This window comes from Nocardioides allogilvus (genome assembly GCF_003047285.1).
Classification (GTDB): Bacteria; Actinomycetota; Actinomycetes; order Propionibacteriales; family Nocardioidaceae; genus Nocardioides; species Nocardioides allogilvus.
This window is the reverse complement of sequence record NZ_PZYX01000018.1, coordinates 26059-45062: the sequence shown is the minus strand read 5'-3', so window position 1 is coordinate 45062 and position 19004 is coordinate 26059. Positions and strand designations below refer to the sequence as shown.

The 19004-nt window shown below is 70.9% G+C and carries 21 protein-coding genes; 6 read left to right on the top strand and 15 right to left on the bottom strand.

What is annotated here, in order from left to right; genetic code table 11:
• Nucleotides 1-70: 70 nt before the first annotated feature.
• From C9J87_RS18700 to C9J87_RS18670, 7 genes are all read right to left on the bottom strand, one after another.
• The gene (locus tag C9J87_RS18700; RefSeq protein WP_107706294.1) at nucleotides 71-1699 is read right to left on the bottom strand and encodes a nuclear transport factor 2 family protein; all 1629 of its coding nucleotides are present in this window, start codon (nucleotides 1697-1699) and stop codon (nucleotides 71-73) included.
• Nucleotides 1696-3093, bottom strand: a complete 1398-nt coding sequence (locus C9J87_RS18695; RefSeq protein WP_198652409.1) for an FAD-dependent oxidoreductase — start codon at nucleotides 3091-3093, stop codon at nucleotides 1696-1698. The genes C9J87_RS18700 and C9J87_RS18695 overlap by 4 nt, the downstream gene beginning before the upstream one ends.
• Complete coding sequence (locus C9J87_RS18690) at nucleotides 3090-4007, bottom strand: VOC family protein (RefSeq protein ID WP_107706292.1); 918 nt, start codon at nucleotides 4005-4007, stop codon at nucleotides 3090-3092. Before C9J87_RS18690 ends, C9J87_RS18695 begins: the two co-directional genes overlap by 4 nt.
• Before the next feature lie 11 nt (nucleotides 4008-4018).
• A complete protein-coding gene (locus tag C9J87_RS18685; protein ID WP_107706291.1) occupies nucleotides 4019-5200 on the bottom strand; it encodes an acyl-CoA dehydrogenase family protein in 1182 nt (393 codons plus the stop codon).
• A 63-nt stretch (nucleotides 5201-5263) separates the two neighbouring features.
• Nucleotides 5264-6280: a ferredoxin--NADP reductase gene (locus C9J87_RS18680; protein ID WP_107706290.1), complete on the bottom strand. Its 1017-nt coding sequence runs from the start codon at nucleotides 6278-6280 to the stop codon at nucleotides 5264-5266.
• A complete protein-coding gene (locus tag C9J87_RS18675) occupies nucleotides 6277-7923 on the bottom strand; it encodes an FAD-binding protein (protein WP_107706289.1) in 1647 nt (548 codons plus the stop codon). Before C9J87_RS18675 ends, C9J87_RS18680 begins: the two co-directional genes overlap by 4 nt.
• The gene (locus tag C9J87_RS18670) at nucleotides 7920-8759 is read right to left on the bottom strand and encodes an alpha/beta fold hydrolase (protein WP_107706288.1); all 840 of its coding nucleotides are present in this window, start codon (nucleotides 8757-8759) and stop codon (nucleotides 7920-7922) included. The genes C9J87_RS18675 and C9J87_RS18670 overlap by 4 nt, the downstream gene beginning before the upstream one ends.
• Before the next feature lie 120 nt (nucleotides 8760-8879).
• Between C9J87_RS18670 and C9J87_RS18665 the strand changes: the two genes are divergently transcribed.
• Complete coding sequence (locus tag C9J87_RS18665) at nucleotides 8880-9431, top strand: flavin reductase family protein (protein WP_107706287.1); 552 nt, start codon at nucleotides 8880-8882, stop codon at nucleotides 9429-9431.
• A gap of 7 nt (nucleotides 9432-9438) precedes the next feature.
• On the opposite strand, the gene C9J87_RS18660 is transcribed toward C9J87_RS18665, so the two are convergent.
• On the bottom strand, nucleotides 9439-10323 hold the full coding sequence (locus tag C9J87_RS18660) for an IclR family transcriptional regulator (protein ID WP_198652408.1): 885 nt from the start codon (nucleotides 10321-10323) through the stop codon (nucleotides 9439-9441).
• Between the two features lie 207 nt (nucleotides 10324-10530).
• Here C9J87_RS18660 and C9J87_RS18655 point away from each other — a divergent pair, with 207 nt between their 5' ends.
• Nucleotides 10531-11391 (top strand): LLM class F420-dependent oxidoreductase, encoded by an 861-nt coding sequence (locus C9J87_RS18655; RefSeq protein ID WP_107706286.1) that lies wholly within the window; start codon nucleotides 10531-10533, stop codon nucleotides 11389-11391.
• Nucleotides 11388-11867, top strand: coding sequence for a nuclear transport factor 2 family protein (locus C9J87_RS18650; protein ID WP_010832956.1), 480 nt, complete (start codon nucleotides 11388-11390; stop codon nucleotides 11865-11867). Before C9J87_RS18655 ends, C9J87_RS18650 begins: the two co-directional genes overlap by 4 nt.
• Here the strand turns inward: C9J87_RS18650 and npdG are convergent.
• Entirely contained in the window at nucleotides 11836-12510 is a 675-nt protein-coding gene (gene npdG / locus C9J87_RS18645; RefSeq protein WP_107706285.1) for an NADPH-dependent F420 reductase, read from the bottom strand. The genes C9J87_RS18650 and npdG overlap by 32 nt on opposite strands.
• 187 nt (nucleotides 12511-12697) lie before the next feature.
• Here npdG and C9J87_RS18640 point away from each other — a divergent pair, with 187 nt between their 5' ends.
• Nucleotides 12698-13180: a CinA family protein gene (locus tag C9J87_RS18640; protein WP_010832958.1), complete on the top strand. Its 483-nt coding sequence runs from the start codon at nucleotides 12698-12700 to the stop codon at nucleotides 13178-13180.
• Here the strand turns inward: C9J87_RS18640 and C9J87_RS18635 are convergent.
• Nucleotides 13163-13627 (bottom strand): DUF4383 domain-containing protein, encoded by a 465-nt coding sequence (locus tag C9J87_RS18635; protein ID WP_036492765.1) that lies wholly within the window; start codon nucleotides 13625-13627, stop codon nucleotides 13163-13165. The two genes, C9J87_RS18640 and C9J87_RS18635, sit on opposite strands and share 18 nt — an antisense overlap.
• Before the next feature lie 160 nt (nucleotides 13628-13787).
• On the opposite strand from C9J87_RS18635, the gene C9J87_RS18630 reads away from it, so the two are divergent.
• Together C9J87_RS18630 and C9J87_RS18625 are read left to right on the top strand one after the other, a co-directional pair.
• The gene (locus C9J87_RS18630; protein WP_107706284.1) at nucleotides 13788-14450 is read left to right on the top strand and encodes a M23 family metallopeptidase; all 663 of its coding nucleotides are present in this window, start codon (nucleotides 13788-13790) and stop codon (nucleotides 14448-14450) included.
• 51 nt (nucleotides 14451-14501) lie between these two features.
• A complete protein-coding gene (locus C9J87_RS18625) occupies nucleotides 14502-14711 on the top strand; it encodes a hypothetical protein (RefSeq protein WP_036490688.1) in 210 nt (69 codons plus the stop codon).
• Nucleotides 14712-14720: 9 nt separating this feature from the next.
• On the opposite strand, the gene der is transcribed toward C9J87_RS18625, so the two are convergent.
• From der to aroH, 5 genes are read right to left on the bottom strand one after another with little or no spacing between them, the layout of a single operon-like run.
• A complete protein-coding gene (der, locus tag C9J87_RS18620; protein WP_010832961.1) occupies nucleotides 14721-16061 on the bottom strand; it encodes a ribosome biogenesis GTPase Der in 1341 nt (446 codons plus the stop codon).
• Nucleotides 16058-16855, bottom strand: coding sequence for a lysophospholipid acyltransferase family protein (locus C9J87_RS18615; RefSeq protein ID WP_107706283.1), 798 nt, complete (start codon nucleotides 16853-16855; stop codon nucleotides 16058-16060). The genes der and C9J87_RS18615 overlap by 4 nt, the downstream gene beginning before the upstream one ends.
• Nucleotides 16852-17523: a (d)CMP kinase gene (gene cmk, locus C9J87_RS18610; protein WP_408635571.1), complete on the bottom strand. Its 672-nt coding sequence runs from the start codon at nucleotides 17521-17523 to the stop codon at nucleotides 16852-16854. The genes C9J87_RS18615 and cmk overlap by 4 nt, the downstream gene beginning before the upstream one ends.
• 11 nt (nucleotides 17524-17534) lie before the next feature.
• Nucleotides 17535-18608 carry a prephenate dehydrogenase gene (locus C9J87_RS18605; protein WP_010832964.1) on the bottom strand — a complete coding sequence of 358 codons (1074 nt, stop codon included), beginning with the start codon at nucleotides 18606-18608 and terminating at the stop codon, nucleotides 17535-17537.
• Nucleotides 18601-18987, bottom strand: a complete 387-nt coding sequence (gene aroH, locus C9J87_RS18600) for a chorismate mutase (protein ID WP_010832965.1) — start codon at nucleotides 18985-18987, stop codon at nucleotides 18601-18603. Before aroH ends, C9J87_RS18605 begins: the two co-directional genes overlap by 8 nt.
• Nucleotides 18988-19004 lie beyond the last annotated feature (17 nt).

Below are 19004 nucleotides of genomic sequence, written 5' to 3'. Positions count from 1 at the left end.
GACTCGAAGGATCGCGCGGTGGCCGCGTCTGCGTTTGGCGTACACGCCGGTGACGAACTCAGCGACCGCGCTACACCACTATCGGGGACTCAACTCTCACCTTGCGCTCGCGAAGCTGGGCGACCCGCTCCCCCGGCGTGATGTCCGGCGTGATGTCAGCCAGACGAACGACCCGCACTTCACGCACCGGGTCCTCAGCGAGAGTTCCCCCCTGCCAGCGGATCGCCAGCATGCCGCAGGAGAGGCCGGCGGTGTCGAGCCAGTTCCACACGCCGGGGTCGTCAGGGCTGATGATCCAGGTGATCGAGCCATCGGCATTCGCGCGGGCCTGGCTGGAGCTGAGGCTGCCGGTGCGCTCGACGTACTCCCGCGCGACGCCCCAGGGATCCGTGACCTCGAAGCCGATGTAGCGGGCTCCGGCCTGGTCCACGGTGACCAGCAGCCCCTCCCCCTCGTCGAGGGCGAAGTGGCCGGCCACCGACATCCCGAACGGGCGCGGACGCGGCTGCACGAGCTCGTTGACCGGCCTGATGAAGATGAACTCGTTGTCATACGTGACCCAGTAGCGCCCCAGCTCGGCGAGCAGGGCGGCCGCGTGCTCTGCCGATTCCCTGCTCGCCGGGGTGGAGGGAGCGCCGGAGACCCGCTCGATGCTCAGGCGCGTCGGCAGCTGGCAGGTCCAGTCAGAGAGCAGGTCACGCACCAGCAGGTGGGTGGCGCCCTCCCGTGTCTGGATGTGGTTGGGCCGCCCGTCGGCCTCCGACGGGCCCACCGTCACCTCGAACGTCCCGTCGGCATTGGTCACCATGGCGTCGCTGACCAGGACGCCCAGGATGTCGGCGCCCTCACGGGTCACCGGCTCGCCCGGTGCGGGCTCGGCGTAGACGATGAACGACTGCTGCTCGGGCCGCTGGCCGGTCGGCGATGAGCCGCGGACGACGTATTCCGAGACACCGTCGATCGCGGCTCGGCGGTGCACGTTGTCGGGGTTGTCGATGCCATAACCGGAGCCGGGGACGCTGAGCGCCGCCCACTCGTGCGCGGCGTTGGCCAGCCACAGGAGCTCGGGGTTCGCCGGGTCGTCGATCACGGCATACAGCGCGGCGACGAAGGCGATCGCCTCGGCAGCAGAGTCCACCGAGGCCAGACCGCTGGGGGTCGCAGCCTGCGTGTCGGCGCGATAGAGCTCCCGGACTCCGTCGGCCGCGCGTCGCACCGGCTCGGAGCGCCACAGCTCGAGCGCACGCGCCTCGAGAGCGAGCTGCTGCGGGGTGTCGAGCGCCCCCTGTTGATCGGTTGGACGAAGCACTCCGAAGTCCCCTCTATCGATCCTGATCTCGAACTTCCTGCGCACGATGCGCCACCCACCGGGGCCGGGGACCCAGGAGTCGTCGTAGTCCCCCAGGCACTCGTAGGACGATCCTGCCTTCGGGCCGGCGCCGACGTGGTGGACGCGTGCAGAGCTGAGCGACCGGGCCGTGTCGCCATCGATGGTGACGCGGTGGTTGCCCAGCAGGTGCTGGGTCGGGCCGCACCCACCGAGGTGGGCCTGCATCTGCGCCACGATGGCGTCGGGCCCGGAGCTGCTGTAGGCGAACGCGTCCGGCGCCAGCAACGAGCGGATCGTCGCCCAGTCGCGTTGATCGGTCGCAGTCGCGAACGCAGCCAGCGCCTCGACGATCTCGTCGCGGGCGCTCACGAGCCCGCCGCCGTACGCCCTGCTCGACGGCCGAAGAAGGTGCCGTCGCCCAGCGAGGTCCCGCTGATGTAGCCCTCGCCGTGCATCCCGGACGAGGCTCGGCCGGCGGCGAAGAGCCCCGGGATCGGGTCCCCCGCGAGCGACAGCACCGAGCCGTCCGGCGTCGTGTGCAGCCCACCCAGGGTCAAGCCGGAGAACCCGGTCCCGGAGACCGTGCTCTCGGTGGCGTTGAACCCGAGCCGGGGGTCGACCGCAGCCAGGCCGCCGGTGAGCGGGCGCAGCCAGCGGGAGTCCTTGTGGAACACGGGATCCTGGCCGTTGGCCGCGTCCCGGTTGTAGGCCGCGACGGTCGCCTCGAGCGCCCCGTTCGGCAGACCCAGCTCGGCGCCGAGCTCCTCGGCCGTCTCGGCTGCGAAGGAGGGGCGCACGCCCCACGGGTCGGCGATCGCGTCGTAGCCGGCCTCGTCGATGATCACCCAGCAGGGGCCGGGCTGGTGAAGGGCGGCGTGGCTGTAGAGGCCCGGATAGACGTCCTCGTTGATGAACCGCTGCCCCCGCGCGTTGACCAGCATCCCGCGACAGACCATCTCTGGCAGGGCGGTGTAGGCCGCCTCCACCATCGACATCCGGCGGGTGGCCGCACCGACGGCCTGCGCCATCAGGATCCCGCTGCCGTCGTCGAGCCCGTCACTGACCTTGCCGTGACCGAGGAGGTACGGCGCATGGTCGGCCAGCATCTGGTCGTTGTCGACGAAGCCGCCGGTCGTGAGGACCACGGCGTCCGCCTCGAACGAGACGTCCGCGCCGTAGCGACGCGCCCTCACGCCCACGACCCGGCCGTCCTCGACGACGAGCGACGTGGCGCGGGTGTCGACCTCGACCTGGACCCCCAGGGACGTCGCGTGCGCGATCAGCGCGTCCATCACGACCTGCCCGGCGAAGTAGGGCGCCCTGCCGCGGTGGCCACGAGGCGCCGGCTTGGCGATCTCGTTGTAGGGCCAGGCGTCCTCGCCCAGCCACATCAGTCCGTCGGTGGTCGGCGGCATCCAGGTCGGCCCCTCGAAGAGGCTGTGCTGGAAGTCGATGCCGCACGCGACGAGCCAGTCGAAGTGCTCGACGGAGCCGTCGCAGTAGAGCCGGAGCTTCTCGGTGTCCGCGTGCGGGCCCAGAGCGGCGGACAGGAAGGCGAACATGTCGTCAGGGGTGTCGCTGACTCCGCAGGCGCGCTGCACCGCCGTGCCGCCACCGAGGTAGATCTCGCCACCCGACAGCGCTGACGACCCTCCCGGACCACTCGCCCGCTCCAGCACGCGGACGGAGGCTCCCGAGGAGGCGGCAGCGATCGCGGCCGCGGCACCGGCGGCACCGAAGCCGACGACCAGGACGTCGTTCACGAGAACGCGGCGAGCGGCTCGGATCCCGACCAGTCGTGGCCCCAGTAGGAGTCCGCGGTGATCTCCTCGGCCGTGTAGTAGGTCTCGTCGACGGTCATGCCCTCGACGCCGTACTCCAGGTCCCAGCCGCCGGGGGCGCGGACGTAGAACGAGACCATGTGGTCGTTGGTGTGGCGCCCGAGGGTGGACGAGATCGAGAAGCCGGCGCGGTTCACGTTGTCGAGGGCACGCCCGACGGCGTCGAGCGAGTCGACCTCCACCATCAGGTGCACCAGCCCGGGCGGGTCACCGTGCGGGGCGGGCACGACGGCCAGGCTGTGGTGGCGCGCGTTCACGCCCATGAAGCGCACGCGCCTCGGCGTACCAACCGCGGCGGCGCCCTTCTCCCCCAGCCGGATCGCTCCGCGGGGCAGGAAGCCGAGCACCTCGGTGTAGAACTCGACCGTCTCCTCCATCGCGGTCGTCGGCAGCACGACGTGGCCCAGGCCCTGGTCGCCGGTGACGAACTTCTGCGCGAGTCCGGTCAGCACCGGGCTGTGGTCGAGCCGCGGTCCGAAGAACACCTCGACAGGCGTACCTGCGGGGTCGTCGAACGCGATCGCCGCTTCGACGCCGCGCTCGTCGCACTCGGCCTGGCCGAGCTCCTTGACCACGTAGCCGGCGGCCTCGACCGAACGGCCGATCTCCGCGAGGCCGAACTGGTCGCGGACCTCCCAGCCGACGGCGAGCACGCGGTCGGACGCGCCGGGCAGCACGACGAGGCGCGACTCGCGCTCGTCCATGCGCAGGTAGAGACCGCCCTCCACGGGGCCGGTCGTCTCCTGGAAGCCGAGCGCGTCCACGGTCAGCTCGCGCCAGCGCGCGACGTCCTGGGACTGCACCTTGAGGTAGCCGAGGCCACGGATCTGCGTCATCGCACGTCTCCTTAGATCATCGAGAGCATCGGGCCGGGCGGCGGCACGACGTCGAGGTCGGTCAGCGCCGTCGCGTGGAACACCGAGCCGGGCACGTGGATCGCGTGCGCCAGGCCCATGTGGCCGTCACGCCAGAAGCGCTGCATCGGGTTGTCCATCCGCAGGCCGTTGCCGCCGGAGCGAGCGACGATCTCGTCCATCGCGCGGACGGCACGCCAGGCGGCGGCGACCTGCGTACGGCGAGAGGCGGCGCGCTCGTTGAACGTGATCTGCTCCCCCGCGGCGACCTTGTCGTAGATCGAGGTCACGTTGGACAGCAGGGCGGTCCGCGAGGCCTTGATCTCCTCGGCGGCGGCGGAGATCGCGAACAGCACGTAGGGGTCGTCGGTCACCTGGGTGCCGGTCACCTGCACGCGGGTGCGCTGGTAGGCCATGTGGTGCGCCAGCGCGCCCTCGGCGATGCCGATCACGGCGCTGGTGATGCCGAGCGGGAAGATCGTCGTGAAGGGCACGGCGTAGGTCGGGTTGGTGCGGCCCGAGGCCGCCAGCGCGGAGCCGTCCATCATCGTGCTGAACGCGACGGCACGCTCGGTCGGGATGAACGCGTCCTTGACGATGATGTCCTTGGAGCCGGTGCCGCGCAGGCCGACGACGTCCCACGAGTCCTCGACGATCGTGTAGTCCGACCGCGGCAGGATCACGTGGTAGTTCTGCGGCGGCATCAGCCGGTCGCCGTTCTCGTCACCGAGGAAGGCGCCGAGGAAGATCCACTGGCAGTGGTCGGTGCCGGACGAGAACTGCCAGCGACCGTTGAAGAGGTAGCCGCCGTCGACCGGCTTCAGGATGCCCATCGGCGCGTACGGCGACGCGATCCAGGTCTCGTCGTCGGCGCCCCAGATCTGCTCCTGGACGCCGGCGTCGCACATCGCCATCTCCCACGGGTGCACGCCGACGATGCCGGCCACCCAGCCGGTCGCACCGTCGAGGGAGGCGATCCGCATGACGGTCTCCGCGAAGTCGCGCGGGTGCGCCTCGGCGCCGCCGTGCTCAGCGGGCTGCAGCATCTTGATGACGCCGGTGTCGCGCAGGATCTTGGCCGTCGAGTCGTCGAGCCGGCCCAGCTTCTCGTTGGACTCGCCGAGGGCGGCGAGCTCGTCGGCTCGTTCCTCGACGGCGTTCAGGGCGGTGTTCATGACCTGACGTTCGCAGCGATCCTCACTCCACGCGGCTGACCTCCCGTTGAGCGGGACGTGCCCTCAGGCGTCGTAGGTGACCTTCAGGCGCGCGCTGCGGGCGGTCGCCTGGCAGGCCAGGATCAGGCCGTCCGTGAGGTCGGCCGCGTCCAGCACCTCGTTGTGCGCCAGGTCGACCTCGCCCTCGAGCAGGATGCACGCGCACGCGCTGCAGGCGCCTTCGCGGCACGAGTACGGCGCCTCGATGCCGGCCGCCAGGAGCACGTCGAGCAGCCGGTTGCCGTCGGGCCACGGGACGCTGCTGGTGTCCCCGTCGAGGGTCACCTCGACCGTGCTGGACGCGGCCGCCTCGTCGAGCACGACGGCGGCCTCGTGGAACGGGTCGTTGTGCAGGGAGGTGAAGCGCTCGACGTGCACGTGGTCGCCGGGAACACCGGCGGCGCGCAGGGCCTCCGAGACGAGGTCCATGAACGGCCCCGGTCCGCAGATGAAGGACTGGCGGCCCGGGTGCGCGGCCACGACCTCTGCAACACCCGCGGCCGATGGCAGGCCCTCTTCCGACTCCAGCCAGTGGAGGACGGACAGCCGTTCGCCGTACGCACCGCACAGGGCGGCCAGCTCGTGACGGAAGATCACCGAGTCGGGATCGCGGTTCGCGTAGACCAGCGCCACCGATCCCGTCCCGGAGTGCAGTGCGGTCTTGAGGATGGAGAGCACCGGCGTGATCCCGGACCCGCCGGCGAACAGCAGGAAGTCGTCGTCGAGGTGCTTCGGCGTGAACGTGCCCGCCGGCTTGAGCACGTCGAGGACGGTGCCGGCGACGACGTGGTCGCAGATCCAGTTGGAGGCGTAGCCGTCGACCGTCCGCTTGACGGTGACCTTGGCCTTCTCGTCGAGGGCCGGCGAGCTGCACAGCGAGTAGCAGCGCGCCGCTCCCCCGTCGCGATCGGTCGGGATGCTGAGGGTGAGGAACTGGCCGGGCCGGTAGCTCAGCGTGCTGCCGTCCACCGGCTCGAGCACCAGCGAGTGGGCCTCCGCGGTCTCGCGGACCACCTCGACCACCCGCACCTGGAGGGTCATGGCAGGGCACCTGCCGCGTGCTTGACGGCGACGTAGCCGAAGACGATCGACGGGCCGATGGTGGCGCCCGGACCGGCGTACTCCGTGCCCATCACGGACGACGACGCGTTGCCGGTGACGTAGAGACCGTCGATGACCGATCCGTCCTCGCGCAGCACCCGGGCGTGCTCGTCGCAGACCAGGCCGCCCTTGGTGCCGAGGTCGCCGACGTCGAGGCGGACCGCGTAGAAGGGCCCGGTGTCGATGGTGTCGAGGTTGGGGTTCTTCAGTGTCGGGTCACCGTAGTAGCGGTCGTAGGCGCTGTGGCCGCGGCCGAACTCGAGGTCGATGCCGGTGCGGGCATAGTCGTTGAACGTGGAGACGGTCTGCGCCAGCGCGTCCTCGGGAAGACCGACCTTCGTCGACAGCTCCTCCAGGCTCTCCGCCCGCACCACCAGACCCGCGTCGTAGAACGACTTCGGGAACGGCTGCCCCGGCAGGATCTGCGCGAACGGGTAGCGACGACGCGCCTTCGCGTCCATCACGAACCACGCCGGCACGTGCTTGCCGTCGAGCTGGTCGTGGACGAAGTTCGTGTACGGCGACGACTCGTTCGTGAAGCGCCTGCCGTCCGACGAGACGATGACCGAGCCGGGGATGCAGCGCTCGGAGACCAGCGGGATGCTGGCGCCGCTGGGGTGCGTCACCGACGGCATCCACCACGCGTCGTCCATCAGGTCGACCGCGGCACCGAGGCCGAGTCCGGCGGTGATTCCGTCGCCGACGTTCTCGCGGGCGCCGAGGCTCAGGTCCTCACGGCCACCCTCGGGCAGCCACTCGTTGCGCATCTGCTGGTTGTGGTCGAAGCCGCCGCTGGCGATGAGGACGCCCTTGCGGGCGTGGATCCGCTGTGTCTCACCGTCCCTCGTCACGGAGAGGCCGACGACGCGGCCGTCCTCGACGACCAGCGACGTCATCGGGGTCTCCAGCCACAGCGGGATGTCGGCGTCCTTGAGCGCCATCCGGAGACGCGCCACCAGGGCCCGGCCGCCGGTCGACATGTGCCTCCTGCGGATCACATTGGACGCCACGCGCCAGGCGGCGACGAGGCTGGCGCGACGGCCACCCCACGTGCGCTTGACCATGGCCAGGTTCTTGTAGTCCTTCGCCGTGATCCACAGGCCCAGCGGGCCCTTCATGGAGTTGGGGCGCTGGAACTTCTCGTCCTGCTTGAGCTTGCGGGTGTCGAACGGGACGGCCTCGATCGACCGGCCGAGCGGCTTTCCGCCGGGGAGCTCGGGGTGGTAGTCGGAGTAGCCCTTGGTCCAGAAGAACTTCACCCATCGGCTCTGCTCGAGCAGGGCCATCGCGGCGGGTCCGTGGTCGACGTACGCATCGAGGCGCTTGGGCTCGGCGCGCTCACCGATCAGCTCGTCGAGGTAGGTCCGGATCGACTCACGGCTGTCGTCGTGACCGGCCCGGCGCAGCGTCGGGTTGTTGGGCACCCAGATGCCGCCACCGGAGATGCCGGTGGTGCCGCCGTAGAGCTTCGCCTTCTCGAGCACGACACAGCTGATGCCGAGGTCGTGCGCGGTGAGGGCCGCGGTCATGCCGCCGCCGCCGCTGCCGACGATGACGACGTCGAACTCGTCGTCCCAGCTCATGCCACACCTCGCAGCAGGAACGCCAGCACGGTCGCTTCCCAGGCTTCCTTCTGCTCGATCATCACCCAGTGTCCGCAGTTGGGGAACACGTGCACCTCCACGTCAGGGATCGTCCGCATCGGCAACAACGCCATGTCGACAGGACTGACCCGGTCGTCCCGGCCCCACGTGATGAGGGTCCGGGCCTTGATCTTGTGCAACAGCGCCCAGTACGGCGCCGCGTCGCTCTCCGCAGCGGACGCGGCGCGCGCAGCCATGGCCGCACTGCCGTACATCCGGCGCGAGAAGTCGAGGGTCTCGGGCTGGGTGGCCTGCTCCCAGCGGGTCTCGACCAGCTCGTCGGTGACCAGCTCCTGGTCGAAGACCATCGAGCGGAGCCACTGGACGAGGCGCTCGCGCGTCGGGTCGTCGGTGAACTCCATCAGCAGGTTGATCCCCTCGCCGGGGAACGGGCTGAAGATGTTCTTGCCCATGCCGCCGATGGTGACCAGGCTGCGCACCCGGTCCGGGTGCTTGATCGCGAGCTGGGTCGCGACGATGCCGCCCATCGAGTTGCCGATGACGTCGACCCGGTCGAGGCCGAGCCCGTCGAGGAAGTCGATGACGGACGCCGGCGCCGCCATCATCGGGTGCTGGTCGGTCGGGTCGCTCACACCGAAGCCGGGGAACTCGAGCACCAGGCAGCGGAAGTGCTGCGAGAGCGCGGGCAGGTTGCCCTCGTAGTTGCGCCAACCCGTCACCCCCGGGCCGGAGCCGTGGAGCAGCAGGAGAGGTGGGCCTTCGCCCACGTCGTAGTACCTCAGCACACCGCGCTCGGTGGCCAGCTCCTTCAGCATCAGCGTCCTCTTCCTGGTCGGTCCACGGACCGTAGACAGCGACGTCTCTCGTCGGCCCCGAGGCTCCCGGTCACCGAGACCTCGACAGGGGCGTTCGCCGTACGGACCTAACGTCGTTGCATGAGCACTCAAGACGTGGTCGAAGGCCCGACGCCCGACGAGCTCCGTCGCGCGATGGGGGCCTTCGCCTCCGGGGTGACGGTCGTGACCGGACTCGAGTCGGACGAGCCGATCGGCTTCGCCTGCCAGTCCTTCGCGTCGGTGTCGCTCGACCCGCCGCTGATCCTCTTCTGTGCGGACCACCGCGGCCGTGCCTGGCCGCGCATCCGCACCGCCGGCCGGTTCACCGTCAACGTGCTCGCCGAGGAGCAGCAGGACCTGTGTGCCCGCTTCGGCTCGAGCCGCGGCGTGAAGTTCGACGGACTCGACTGGGACGTCTCCCGCTGGGGCACGCCGTCACTGCGTGACGTGCTGCTGCGTGTCCATGCCGAGGTCCACGAGGTGCACGTCGCGGGCGACCACGACGTGGTGCTCGGCCGGGTGCTCGAGGTGGAGCTGCTCGAGCAGGAGCCGCCGATGATCTTCTACCGCGGCGGGTTCGGCGTGCAGTCCGAGTCGACGACGGCCCTCGACGAGCCGGCCCTGTGGGGCTGGGGCGACCACTGGGGCTGAACGGCTCTCAGAACCAGCTGCCGGTCTGACCGGCAACGACCAGGCGCTCCATCGTGGCGGCGGAGTAGTTCTGCTCCCCCGACGTCGACGCCGACATGCGGCGAGCCGTGCGCGGCTCGCTGGTCCGGGGGAAGAGCTCGAGCGAGACGCGGTGGGCGGCATCGGCGACCAGCGGGGCCACCTTCTCCATCGGCGCGCGGGTGTCGCCCACGAGCGAGATCGCAGCGATCGGTCCCTCCGGACTGCGGATCGCGGCGGCCACGCAGGAGATCTGCGAGAAGCACTCGCCCTTCTCGAAGGCGACGCCGCGGCGGGCGCGGATGCGGTTCAGCTCCTGGTGGAGCAGGCCGACCTCGCCGATGGTGAGGTGCGTCTGGCGCTCGAGGTCGGCGGCGAAGCGCTCCTCGACCTCCTCCGGCTGCAGCCAGGCGAGCATCGCCTTGCCGAGCGCGGTGCAGTGGGCGGGGGCACGACCACCGACCCGCGAGGGGACGGTGGCGGCGAACCGGCCGCCGACCTTGTCGAGGTAGAGCACCTCGGCCTCGTCGAGGACGGCCAGGTGGACGACGAGACCGGTCTGCACGCTGAGCTGGTGCAGGAGCGGCGCGGCGGCCTGGCGCACCTCGGCGTGGTCGTCGCCGCCTCCCCCGAGGCTGAGCGAGCGCGTGCCGAGGCAGTAGCCGAAGGACGTGTGGTCGAGCCAGCGCAGCTTCACGAGCTGGTCGAGGATCCGGTGCGCCGTGGACCGCGGCAGGTGCGTGCGCCGAGCCACCTCCTCGAGGGTGAGGCGGGTCGAGCGAGCCGTGAACTCATCGAGGATCAGCGTCATCCGCTCCACCATGCTCGGCGGCAGCGCCGGGCGGGCGTCGGGCTCCACGGTTGCCACGGACATCAGGACCTCCACTGTGCGAAACTGAAATGAATTCTTGTTTTGGACTGTAGCAACGCCCACGCCCCTGTGACAGTCAAAACTAGAAGCAATTTCAGAAATCTTTGGATGGCGTCCCTTCCCTCCCGACCACCGGGAACCGTCGGGCACGTCGGCGAGGCCGCCGGTAGACCTGTCGACACCGCGTGTCCACCCGCCAGAGAGGCCCCCATGCGCATCGGAATCGCCAGTCCAGTAGTCACCCGGGTGCCCGGCGCCCACTCCTCGTGGGAGACGACGGCCGGGATCGAGGAGCTTGCCCGCATCGCCGAGGCGGCCGACCGGCTCGGCTTCCACCACCTGACGTGCAGCGAGCACGTCGCCGTACCGGAGGAGATCGCGGAGCAGCGCGGAGCGACCTACTGGGACCCGCTCGCGACCTTCGGCTACCTGGCCGCCCGGACGCAGCAGATCCGGCTCGCGACCCAGGTGCTGGTGCTCGGCTACCACCACCCTCTCGAGATCGCCAAGCGCTACGGCACCCTCGACCAGGTGAGCGGCGGCCGACTGGTGCTCGGCCTCGGCGTCGGCAGCCTCGAGGAGGAGTTCGACCTGCTCGGCGCGGAGTTCGCTGCTCGCGGCGCCCGCGCCGACGAGGCGATCAGCGCCCTGCGCGGCTCGCTCTCCCGACGGGTGCCCTCGCACCACGGAGAGTTTTACGACTACGACGGCTTCGTCGTCGAGCCGCACGCGAAGCAGGAGCGCGTCCCGATGTGGATCGGCGGCCGCACGCTCCGCTCGCTGCGCCGGGCCACGACGTACGGCGACGGGTGGGTGCCCTTCGGCCTCAGCCTCGACCAGCTGCATGACCTGCTCGGGAAGGTGGAGCTGCCCGACGGCTTCGACGTCGTCCTCAGCGCCGGCCGCCAGCTCGACCCGATCGGTGACCCCGACCGGGCAGAGAGGGCGCTCACCGGGCTGCGCGCGGCCGGGGCGACCATCGCCGGTGCCGCGATCGCGGCCGACTCGGTGGAGCACTACTGCGACCAGCTCGCAGCCTTGGCCGTCATCGGCGACAAGGTCGGCGAATGAGCGACCTGGCCGCACTCGAGGCCCGGCTCCAGCGGCTCGAGGACCAGGCGGAGATCGCCCGGCTGATCGCGTCCTACGGTCCGCTGGTCGACGCCGGCTCGGCTGCGGGCGTCGCCGCACTGTGGGAGCCCGAGGGCGTCTACGACGTCGACGAGCTCGTGATGAACGGTCGCGACGAGATCGTGGCGATGGTCGAGTCGGCGAACCACCAGGGCTGGATCACGGGCGGGTGCGCCCACTTCGTCGGCCCGCCGGTCGTGACCGTGTCGGGCGACGAGGCGCTGGCTGTCTGCCACTCCCTGATGATCGTCAACCAGGACGGACGATTCGTCGTACGCCGCGCGACGGCCAACCACTGGCGGTTGAGGCGCGGAGAGAGTGGCTGGCAGGTCGCGGTGCGGACCAACCGGGTGCTCGACGGGAGGCCCGAGTCCCCCGCCCTGCTCAGCGAGGCAGGGTGCGAGCAAGACCGGTGACGGCGATGCCGGAGCGGGTCTTGTAGCGCCGGTTCACGGAGATGAGCACGGCCGTCAGCGGTTCGAGCTGGCGGGCCAGCCGGAGGTGGCCGGCGTCGATGCCCTGCTTGCCGGTGACCGTGGCGGCCAGCTCCATCACGACCGCCTTCGCGGTGCTGTCGTCGCCGCAGACGAGCACGTCCTCGTGGTCGAGCACGTCCGCCTCACTGATCAGCGAGGCCGCGGACAGGTGGTGGAAGGCACCGACCACGAGCGCGCCCGGCGCCAGCGCCTGGGCCTGCTCGGCAGCCGAGGTCGGCCCGAGGTCGAGCCCGAAGGGGCCGGACTTGTCGAAGCCGAGCGGGTTCACGCAGCTGACGACCACCTTGCCGTGCATCCGGTCGGCCAGCTCGGCAACGATGTCGTCGTGGCCGTCGTACGGAACGGCCAGGAGCACCAGGTCGGCCGCCTCCGCGGCCTTGGCGTTCGTCACCCCGATGACCGAGCCGGTGCCGACCAGCCGAGCCTGGAGCTCGTCGGCGGCCTCGACGGCGCGCTCTTCCGAGCGCGACCCGAGCAGCACGGCGTGACCCGCCTTGGCGAAGCGGTAGCCGAGCCCCTTGCCCTGGGGACCGGTGCCGCCGATGATCGCGATGGTGAACAAGCCTTGCTCCCGTGTGGTCGGAGGAAGCGCAGCCCCTTGTGGACCGCGCCCGTCCAACGCAGCATCCGGCCCCGACGCGGCCCTCGGCTGATCGAGTCCCGATCACCGGGCCACGGTTCAGCGCGGCCGGGCATGCTCGAACCGGTCCGGGGTACGACACGGGTCACCCGAACGAGGAGGTGCCTCCGTGGCGACTGGAACCTGGCATGACGAGGACGACGAGCAGGTCGTCGAACGCATCGCGGAGCTGGCCCTGCGCGCAGGGCGGACCATCGCCGTTGCGGAGTCGCTGACGGCCGGACACGTGTCGGCCCGCCTCGGCGCGGGGACCGACGCGGCGACGTGGTTCAAGGGCGCGGTGGTGGCCTACGACGAGGGCGTGAAGTTCAAGGTGCTCGGCGTGACCCCGGGCCCGGTGGTGACGGACTCCTGTGCGCGCCAGATGGCCGAGGGCGTACGGCACCTGCTCGGCGCCGACCTCGCGATCGGCATCACCGGCGTCGGCGGGCCGGGACCCGAGGAGGGACGTCCGGCCGGGACGGTCCACCTCGCAGAGGCCGGCCCGGACGGAACGCGGTCGCACGAGCACCACGTGCCCGGTGACCCGGGCGAGGTCATCGCCCGGGTCACCCGGCTCGCCCTCGAACGGTTCCTACACGTGCTCTCCTGACCGCAGGCCCCCGCCGGTCCCCCGGCCCAGCACCAGCCCGAGCGCGAGCATGCCGGCGCCCAGCGCCAGGTGCAGCCAGTTGTCGGCCGTGTTCAGCGGCACGAAGTTGGCCGCGGACGTCTTGTCCACCAGCAGCCCGAAGATCCACAGCACGAGGTAGATCGCACCTCCGCCGAGCAGGAACGCCCGCGCGGCCATGGATGTCCGGGCCATCAGCAGGCCGGCGACACCGAAGAGCAGGTGCACCGCGTTGTGCAGGATCGAGACCTGGAAGATCCCCAGCAGCTCGGCCCCCGACTCGTGGCCCGCCACCTCCAGGTCGTCGTAGTTGGTGGTCACCCCGGGGATGAACCCCAGGATCCCGACCAGCAGGAACACCGCCCCCACCAGCGCGGCGGACAGCTGGAGCGGAGTTCGCGTCGTCGTGCTCAAGTCATGGCTGACCATGGCCATCTCCTCATCTCGGGAACGGAACACAGGCGCGGTACCCGTTCGCGTCCGTCCCAACCGGCCGGACTGGACCGGCGGGCCGGATTCCCCGGTTTGCCCGCGAGGTCGCGGGACGGCGCCCACACTCGTGACGATGCACCGTTGAGAAGGGCCCGCCATGGATCTACGCCGCGCAGTCGCCGCGACCGTCCTCGTGTGCGCCGCGGTCGCGTACGGCGCCGGGCCGGCGAGCGCCGTACCGGAGCAGGTCGAAGGAACCGCCGAGACGCGGGATCCCTCGGAGATCGCGCTCGAACGCCAGGTGCACGAGCGGGAGCTGGCCCTGACAGCGATGTTCGACGCGGCGGAGCGGCACGCGGAGGTGGAGGGCGTCCGGGCGGACCGCCTCGCGGCACTGGGCTACACCGGCAACCTCCCGGACCTGGAGCACGTCCTGCCGATCCACGACTACCACCTGTCGGCGGGCTTCGGGCTGACCGGACCGCTCTGGGAGAGCATCCACACCGGCGCCGACTTCGGCGCCACGACCGGCACCAGCCTCGTCGCGGTGGCGGACGGCACGGTCACGGAGGTGGCCTACGCCGGGTCCTACGGCAACCGCACGATCTTCACGCTCGAGGACGGCACCGAGCTCTGGTACTGCCACCAGCTCACCCCGCTCGCCAGCGCGGGAGCGCGGCTCGAGATCGGGGAGCCGATCGGGCTCGTCGGCTCGACCGGCAACTCGACGGGCCCACACCTGCACTTCGAGGTCAGGCCGGGCGGGGGCGCGCCGATCGACCCGATCGCCTGGCTGCGCTCGCTCGGCCTCGATCCGTGAGCCACCCCCAAGGATGATTTCTCGGGCGGGTGACTGGCCTAGGTTCGGGGTATGGCACGGATCATTGCTCTACTGGTGGTCATCTGGCTGGTGATCGGCATCGTCGCTGCCTATCAACGCGACTACTTCGCCGACAGTGACACCAACTGCGCGGAAGCCGGCAACATCGCCCTCACCGTCGTGGCCGGCCCACTCAACTACGTGGGCGTGAACCCGAAGGTCGACTGCAAGGAAGCCGACCTTCCGGAGCCCTCCAACTGAGCCAGCGCGTCAGCGCTTGCGCTTCTCGCGCGGCTTCTGGGTGATCACGATCGGCGTGCCGACGAAGCCGAACTCCTCGCGCAGGCGCCGCTCGATGAAGCGCTCGTAGGCGGCGTCGAGCTTGCCGCTGGTGAAGAGCACGAACGTCGGAGGAGCGGTCGAAGGCTGCGTGCCGAACAGGATCTTGGGCTGCTTGCCGCTGCGCACGGGGTGCGGGTGCTCCCCCACCAGCCGGCCCAGGAACGTGTTCAGCGCGCCGGTGCCGATGCGCGTCTCCCAGCCCGTGAGCGCCTTGTCGAGCGCGGGCACGAGCCGGTCGACGTGCCAGCCGGTCTTGGCGGTGATGTTGATCCGCGGCGCCCACTGCACCTGGACGAGGTCGCGCTCGACCTCGCGCTCGAGGTAGTAGCGGCGCTCGTCGTCGACGAGGTCCCACTTGTTGAAGGCGATGACCATGGCCCGGCCGGCGTCACGGATCGTCTGGATGATCCGCATGTCCTGCTCGGAGACGGTCTCACCGGCATCGAGGACGAGGACGGCGACCTCGGCCCGGTCGATGGCCGTCGACGTGCGCAGGGACGCGTAGAACTCGTGGCCCGACGCCTCCTTGACGCGCTTGCGGATGCCCGCCGTGTCGATGAAGCGCCAGGTGCGATCACCCATGGTGATGAGCTCGTCGACCGGGTCGACCGTGGTGCCGGCGACGTTGTCGACGACGACACGCTCGGAGCCGGCGAGCTTGTTGAGCAGGGAGGACTTGCCCACGTTGGGCTTGCCCACCAGGGCGATGCGACGCGGTCCACCGACCTCGCCGAAGCTCTGCGGAGGCGCCTCGGGCAGCGCGGCCATGATCGCGTCGAGCATGTCGCCCGAGCCGCGGCCGTGCAGCGCCGAGACCGCGAACGGCTCGCCGAGACCGAGGTTCCACAGGCCGAACGCCTCGGCCTCGGTGCGCATGTCGTCGACCTTGTTGGCTGCCAGCACGACCGGCTTGCCGGACTTGCGCAGGATCTTGACGACGGCCGCGTCGGAGTCGGTGATGCCGACCGTGGCGTCGACGACGAAGAGCACGGCATCGGCCAGCGACACCGCGACCTCCGCCTGCAGCGCGATCCGCTCGAAGAGTCCTTGCGCGTCGGGGTCCCAGCCACCGGTGTCGACCACCGTGAAGGCGCGGCCGTTCCAGTGGGCGTCGTAGGAGACCCGGTCGCGGGTGACTCCCGGCTTGTCCTCGACGACCGCCTCGCGGCGGCCGATGATGCGGTTGACCAACGTCGACTTCCCGACATTGGGGCGGCCGACGACGGCCAACACCGGAGTGGGGCCTGTGGGCTCGTCGTACTCGGTCATGATGCTCCCTGCTGGTCGGCCGGTGTGTCGGCCTGCTGATGTGGCGTGTCTGCCACGTTGTCTGTGTGATCGACGAACCCGGTGTCGGGTTCGATCTCGCGGTCCCCGACCGGCAACGGTCCGGGGAGGCGACGCCCGGTGAGGGCGAGGGCGCGGGCCTGTTGCTCGCGCAGGTGCTCCCAGAGCAACGTCGAGGTCGCCAAGGTGTGTTCCCGGGTGCGCGGCCAGGGTGTGCGTGTCGTGCGCCACGCCTCGCCGTACGAGATGTCGATGCGGGCCCCGCGCGGCGGCAGCGAGCCCGACGCACCACCGGGCAGGCGGGTGCCGACCTGGGTGACGGGGACGACGGGTGCGCCGGTGGCGAGGGCGAGATAGCTGACGCCGTGGTGGAAGACCTCGAGCTCACCGCTGCCGCGGGTGCCCTCGGGGAAGATCCCGATGGCGCCGCCGTCCTGCAGGACTCGCAGGCAGGCCTTGATCGCGCTGGGATCGGCGCTGAAGCGGTTGAGCGGGATCTGACCGGCTCCCCTGAGGAAGCGCCCCAGCTTGCCGACGAACATCTCCTGCTTGGTGAGCGCGTGCACGGGGCGCGGCGCCATGATCGCGAGCAGCGGTCCGTCGAGCCAGCCGGCGTGGTTGGAGGCGAAGATGACGGGCCCGCCGGCGGGGACGTTGTCGATGCCGTGGACGCGCAGGTCCCAGCGGGCGCGGACGACCCTGCGGAAGACCGGCCGGAGTCCGTGCAGCAACGCCCGGCGCGGGTGGTGTGCGCTGGGCCGGGGCAGGTCGCTCACGCGTCTGCCTCGTGAACGGTCGCCTCCACCAGCGCGACGACCTGCGAGATGACCTCGTCGAGGGTGTACGGCGTGGTGTCGATGTGGACCGCGCCGTCAGCCATCGTCAGCGGCGCGGTGGCGCGGCCGGAGTCGATCCGGTCGCGGGCCAGGAGGGACTCCTGGGTCGCGGCGACGTCGCCGCCGGCCTCGGCTGCCCGGCGCATGGCGCGGGCCTCGGGGTCGGCGCTGAGGTAGAGCTTGACCGGGGCGTCGGGCGCGACGACCGAGCCGATGTCGCGGCCCTCGACGACGATGCCCTCGCCCGCGGCGATGATCTCGCGCTGCAGGTCGAGCAGGCGCGCGCGCACCGCGGGCACCGCGCTGACCGGGCTCACGGCGGCGTTGACCTCGTCGCTGCGGATGGCGACGGAGGCGTCCTGGCCGTCGACGGTGATCGTCGGGTCGAGCGGGTCGGTGCCGGACTCGATGAGGGGCTCGCCGGCGCGCGCGGCGATGGCATCGGGATCGCCCAGGTCGACGTCGTGGCTGAGCATCCACCACGTCATGGCGCGGAACATGGCGCCGGTGTCGAGGTAGCGCAGGCCGAGCCGGGCGGCGACGCCTCGAGAGGTGCTGGACTTGCCGGAGCCGGAGGGTCCATCAATGGCAACGACAAGGGAACTCACGGTAGGTGAGCCTACCGGTGAGTCGACCATCCACGAGATTCCAGAGCGCTCAACAGGTGCTCGGCGCGGCTCTCCTCGACGACGAGCTCGGTGAGGCCGACGGGCCGGCCGGGATCGTGGTCGATGTGCACGTCCTCGATGTTCACGCCGATCTCGCCCGCGTCGCCGAACAGCCGCGCCAGCTCGCCGGGGTTGTCGGGGACCGAGACGAAGATCGAGCGCATCGGCCGGACCGGGCCGCCGTGCTTGCCCGGGATGGCGCGGGTGCCGGTGACACCGGCGCTGAGGATGCGGTGCAGCACCTCGCGCTCGTCGTCGCGGACGGCGGCGATCAGGTCGTCGAGCTGGTCGCGCAGCTCGCCCAGGAGGTCGGTGACGGCGCCGGCGTTGGCCCCGAGGATCTGCTGCCACAGCGCGGGGTCGCTGGCGGCGATCCGGGTGACGTCACGCACGCCCTGCCCGGACAGCGCCAGGTGCTCGGCGGGAGCGCCCGCCAGGCGGCCGGCCACCAGGACGGCGGCGAGGTGGGGCAGGTGCGAGGTGCGCGCGACGGCCAGGTCGTGCTCGTCGGGGCTCAGGGTGGTGGCCACCGCGCCACAGAGCGCCACGAGCTCGCCCACCGCTGCGATCGCGCCCGGAGCCGAGGTCGCGTGGGGCGTGATCGCCCACGGGCGGCCGTCGAAGAGGGCGGCGCTCGCCGCGAGCGGTCCGGAGCGCTCGCTGCCGGCCATCGGGTGCGAGCCGACGTAGCGGCCCAGCTGTGCGGCATCGACGCGCTCCGTGACGTCGCGCAGCGGCCGGCTCTTGATGCTGCCCACATCGGTGACGAACGCGTCGCCGTCCTGGAGTGCGGCCACGATGGCATCGGCCAGGTGGTCAGGGGGTACGGCGACCACGACCAGCACCGGCCGGTCGTCGGCCTGTTTCGGGCGACCCGCGCCGAGCCCGCTGGCGGTGCGGACGTGCTCGGCCGAGAGGTCGCTCAGCACGACGTCGATGCCGGCGCGGCGGCAGGCCAGCGCGATCGACGTACCGACCAGACCGGTGCCGACGATCTCGACCAGGCCCAGGGGTGAGTCAGTCATCGCCGGGGACGTCGCGTGTCTTGGTCAGGTCGCGACGCAGGTTGGCCGCGCCGTGGAGGTAGACGTGGGTGATGTCGGCGCGCGGCAGGTCGGTCTCGACGTGCGCCATCATCCGCACGCAGCGAGGCATGGAGCCTTCGATCTCGAGCTCACGCGCGCAGATCAGCGGCACGTCCCCGAAGCCGAGCCGGCGGGCGGCATAGGCGGGGAACTCGCTGACCAGGTCGCTGGTTGCGGTGAAGATGACGGAGATGAAGTCGTCGACGCTCAGGCCGTTGGCCGTCATCACGTCGGTCACCATCTCGGCCACCCGCTCGAGCATGTGCTCGCGGGTGTCCGCGTCGAGTTGGGTCGCGCCCCTGATTGCCCTGGTTGCCACGGGCGCAACCCTAGTCG

Coding starts and splice junctions, on each gene's coding strand:
- C9J87_RS18675 (WP_107706289.1), bottom strand. CDS start 7,923: ATGAGCTGGGACGACGAGTTCGACGTCGTCATCGTCGGCAGCGGCGGC.
- C9J87_RS18655 (WP_107706286.1), top strand. CDS start 10,531: ATGCGCATCGGAATCGCCAGTCCAGTAGTCACCCGGGTGCCCGGCGCC.
- C9J87_RS18630 (WP_107706284.1), top strand. CDS start 13,788: ATGGATCTACGCCGCGCAGTCGCCGCGACCGTCCTCGTGTGCGCCGCG.
- C9J87_RS18625 (WP_036490688.1), top strand. CDS start 14,502: ATGGCACGGATCATTGCTCTACTGGTGGTCATCTGGCTGGTGATCGGC.
- C9J87_RS18660 (WP_198652408.1), bottom strand. CDS start 10,323: ATGTCCGTGGCAACCGTGGAGCCCGACGCCCGCCCGGCGCTGCCGCCG.
- C9J87_RS18680 (WP_107706290.1), bottom strand. CDS start 6,280: ATGACCCTCCAGGTGCGGGTGGTCGAGGTGGTCCGCGAGACCGCGGAG.
- C9J87_RS18635 (WP_036492765.1), bottom strand. CDS start 13,627: ATGGTCAGCCATGACTTGAGCACGACGACGCGAACTCCGCTCCAGCTG.
- C9J87_RS18685 (WP_107706291.1), bottom strand. CDS start 5,200: ATGAACACCGCCCTGAACGCCGTCGAGGAACGAGCCGACGAGCTCGCC.
- C9J87_RS18605 (WP_010832964.1), bottom strand. CDS start 18,608: ATGACTGACTCACCCCTGGGCCTGGTCGAGATCGTCGGCACCGGTCTG.
- C9J87_RS18690 (WP_107706292.1), bottom strand. CDS start 4,007: ATGACGCAGATCCGTGGCCTCGGCTACCTCAAGGTGCAGTCCCAGGAC.
- der (WP_010832961.1), bottom strand. CDS start 16,061: ATGACCGAGTACGACGAGCCCACAGGCCCCACTCCGGTGTTGGCCGTC.
- C9J87_RS18670 (WP_107706288.1), bottom strand. CDS start 8,759: ATGCTGAAGGAGCTGGCCACCGAGCGCGGTGTGCTGAGGTACTACGAC.
- C9J87_RS18665 (WP_107706287.1), top strand. CDS start 8,880: ATGAGCACTCAAGACGTGGTCGAAGGCCCGACGCCCGACGAGCTCCGT.
- C9J87_RS18650 (WP_010832956.1), top strand. CDS start 11,388: ATGAGCGACCTGGCCGCACTCGAGGCCCGGCTCCAGCGGCTCGAGGAC.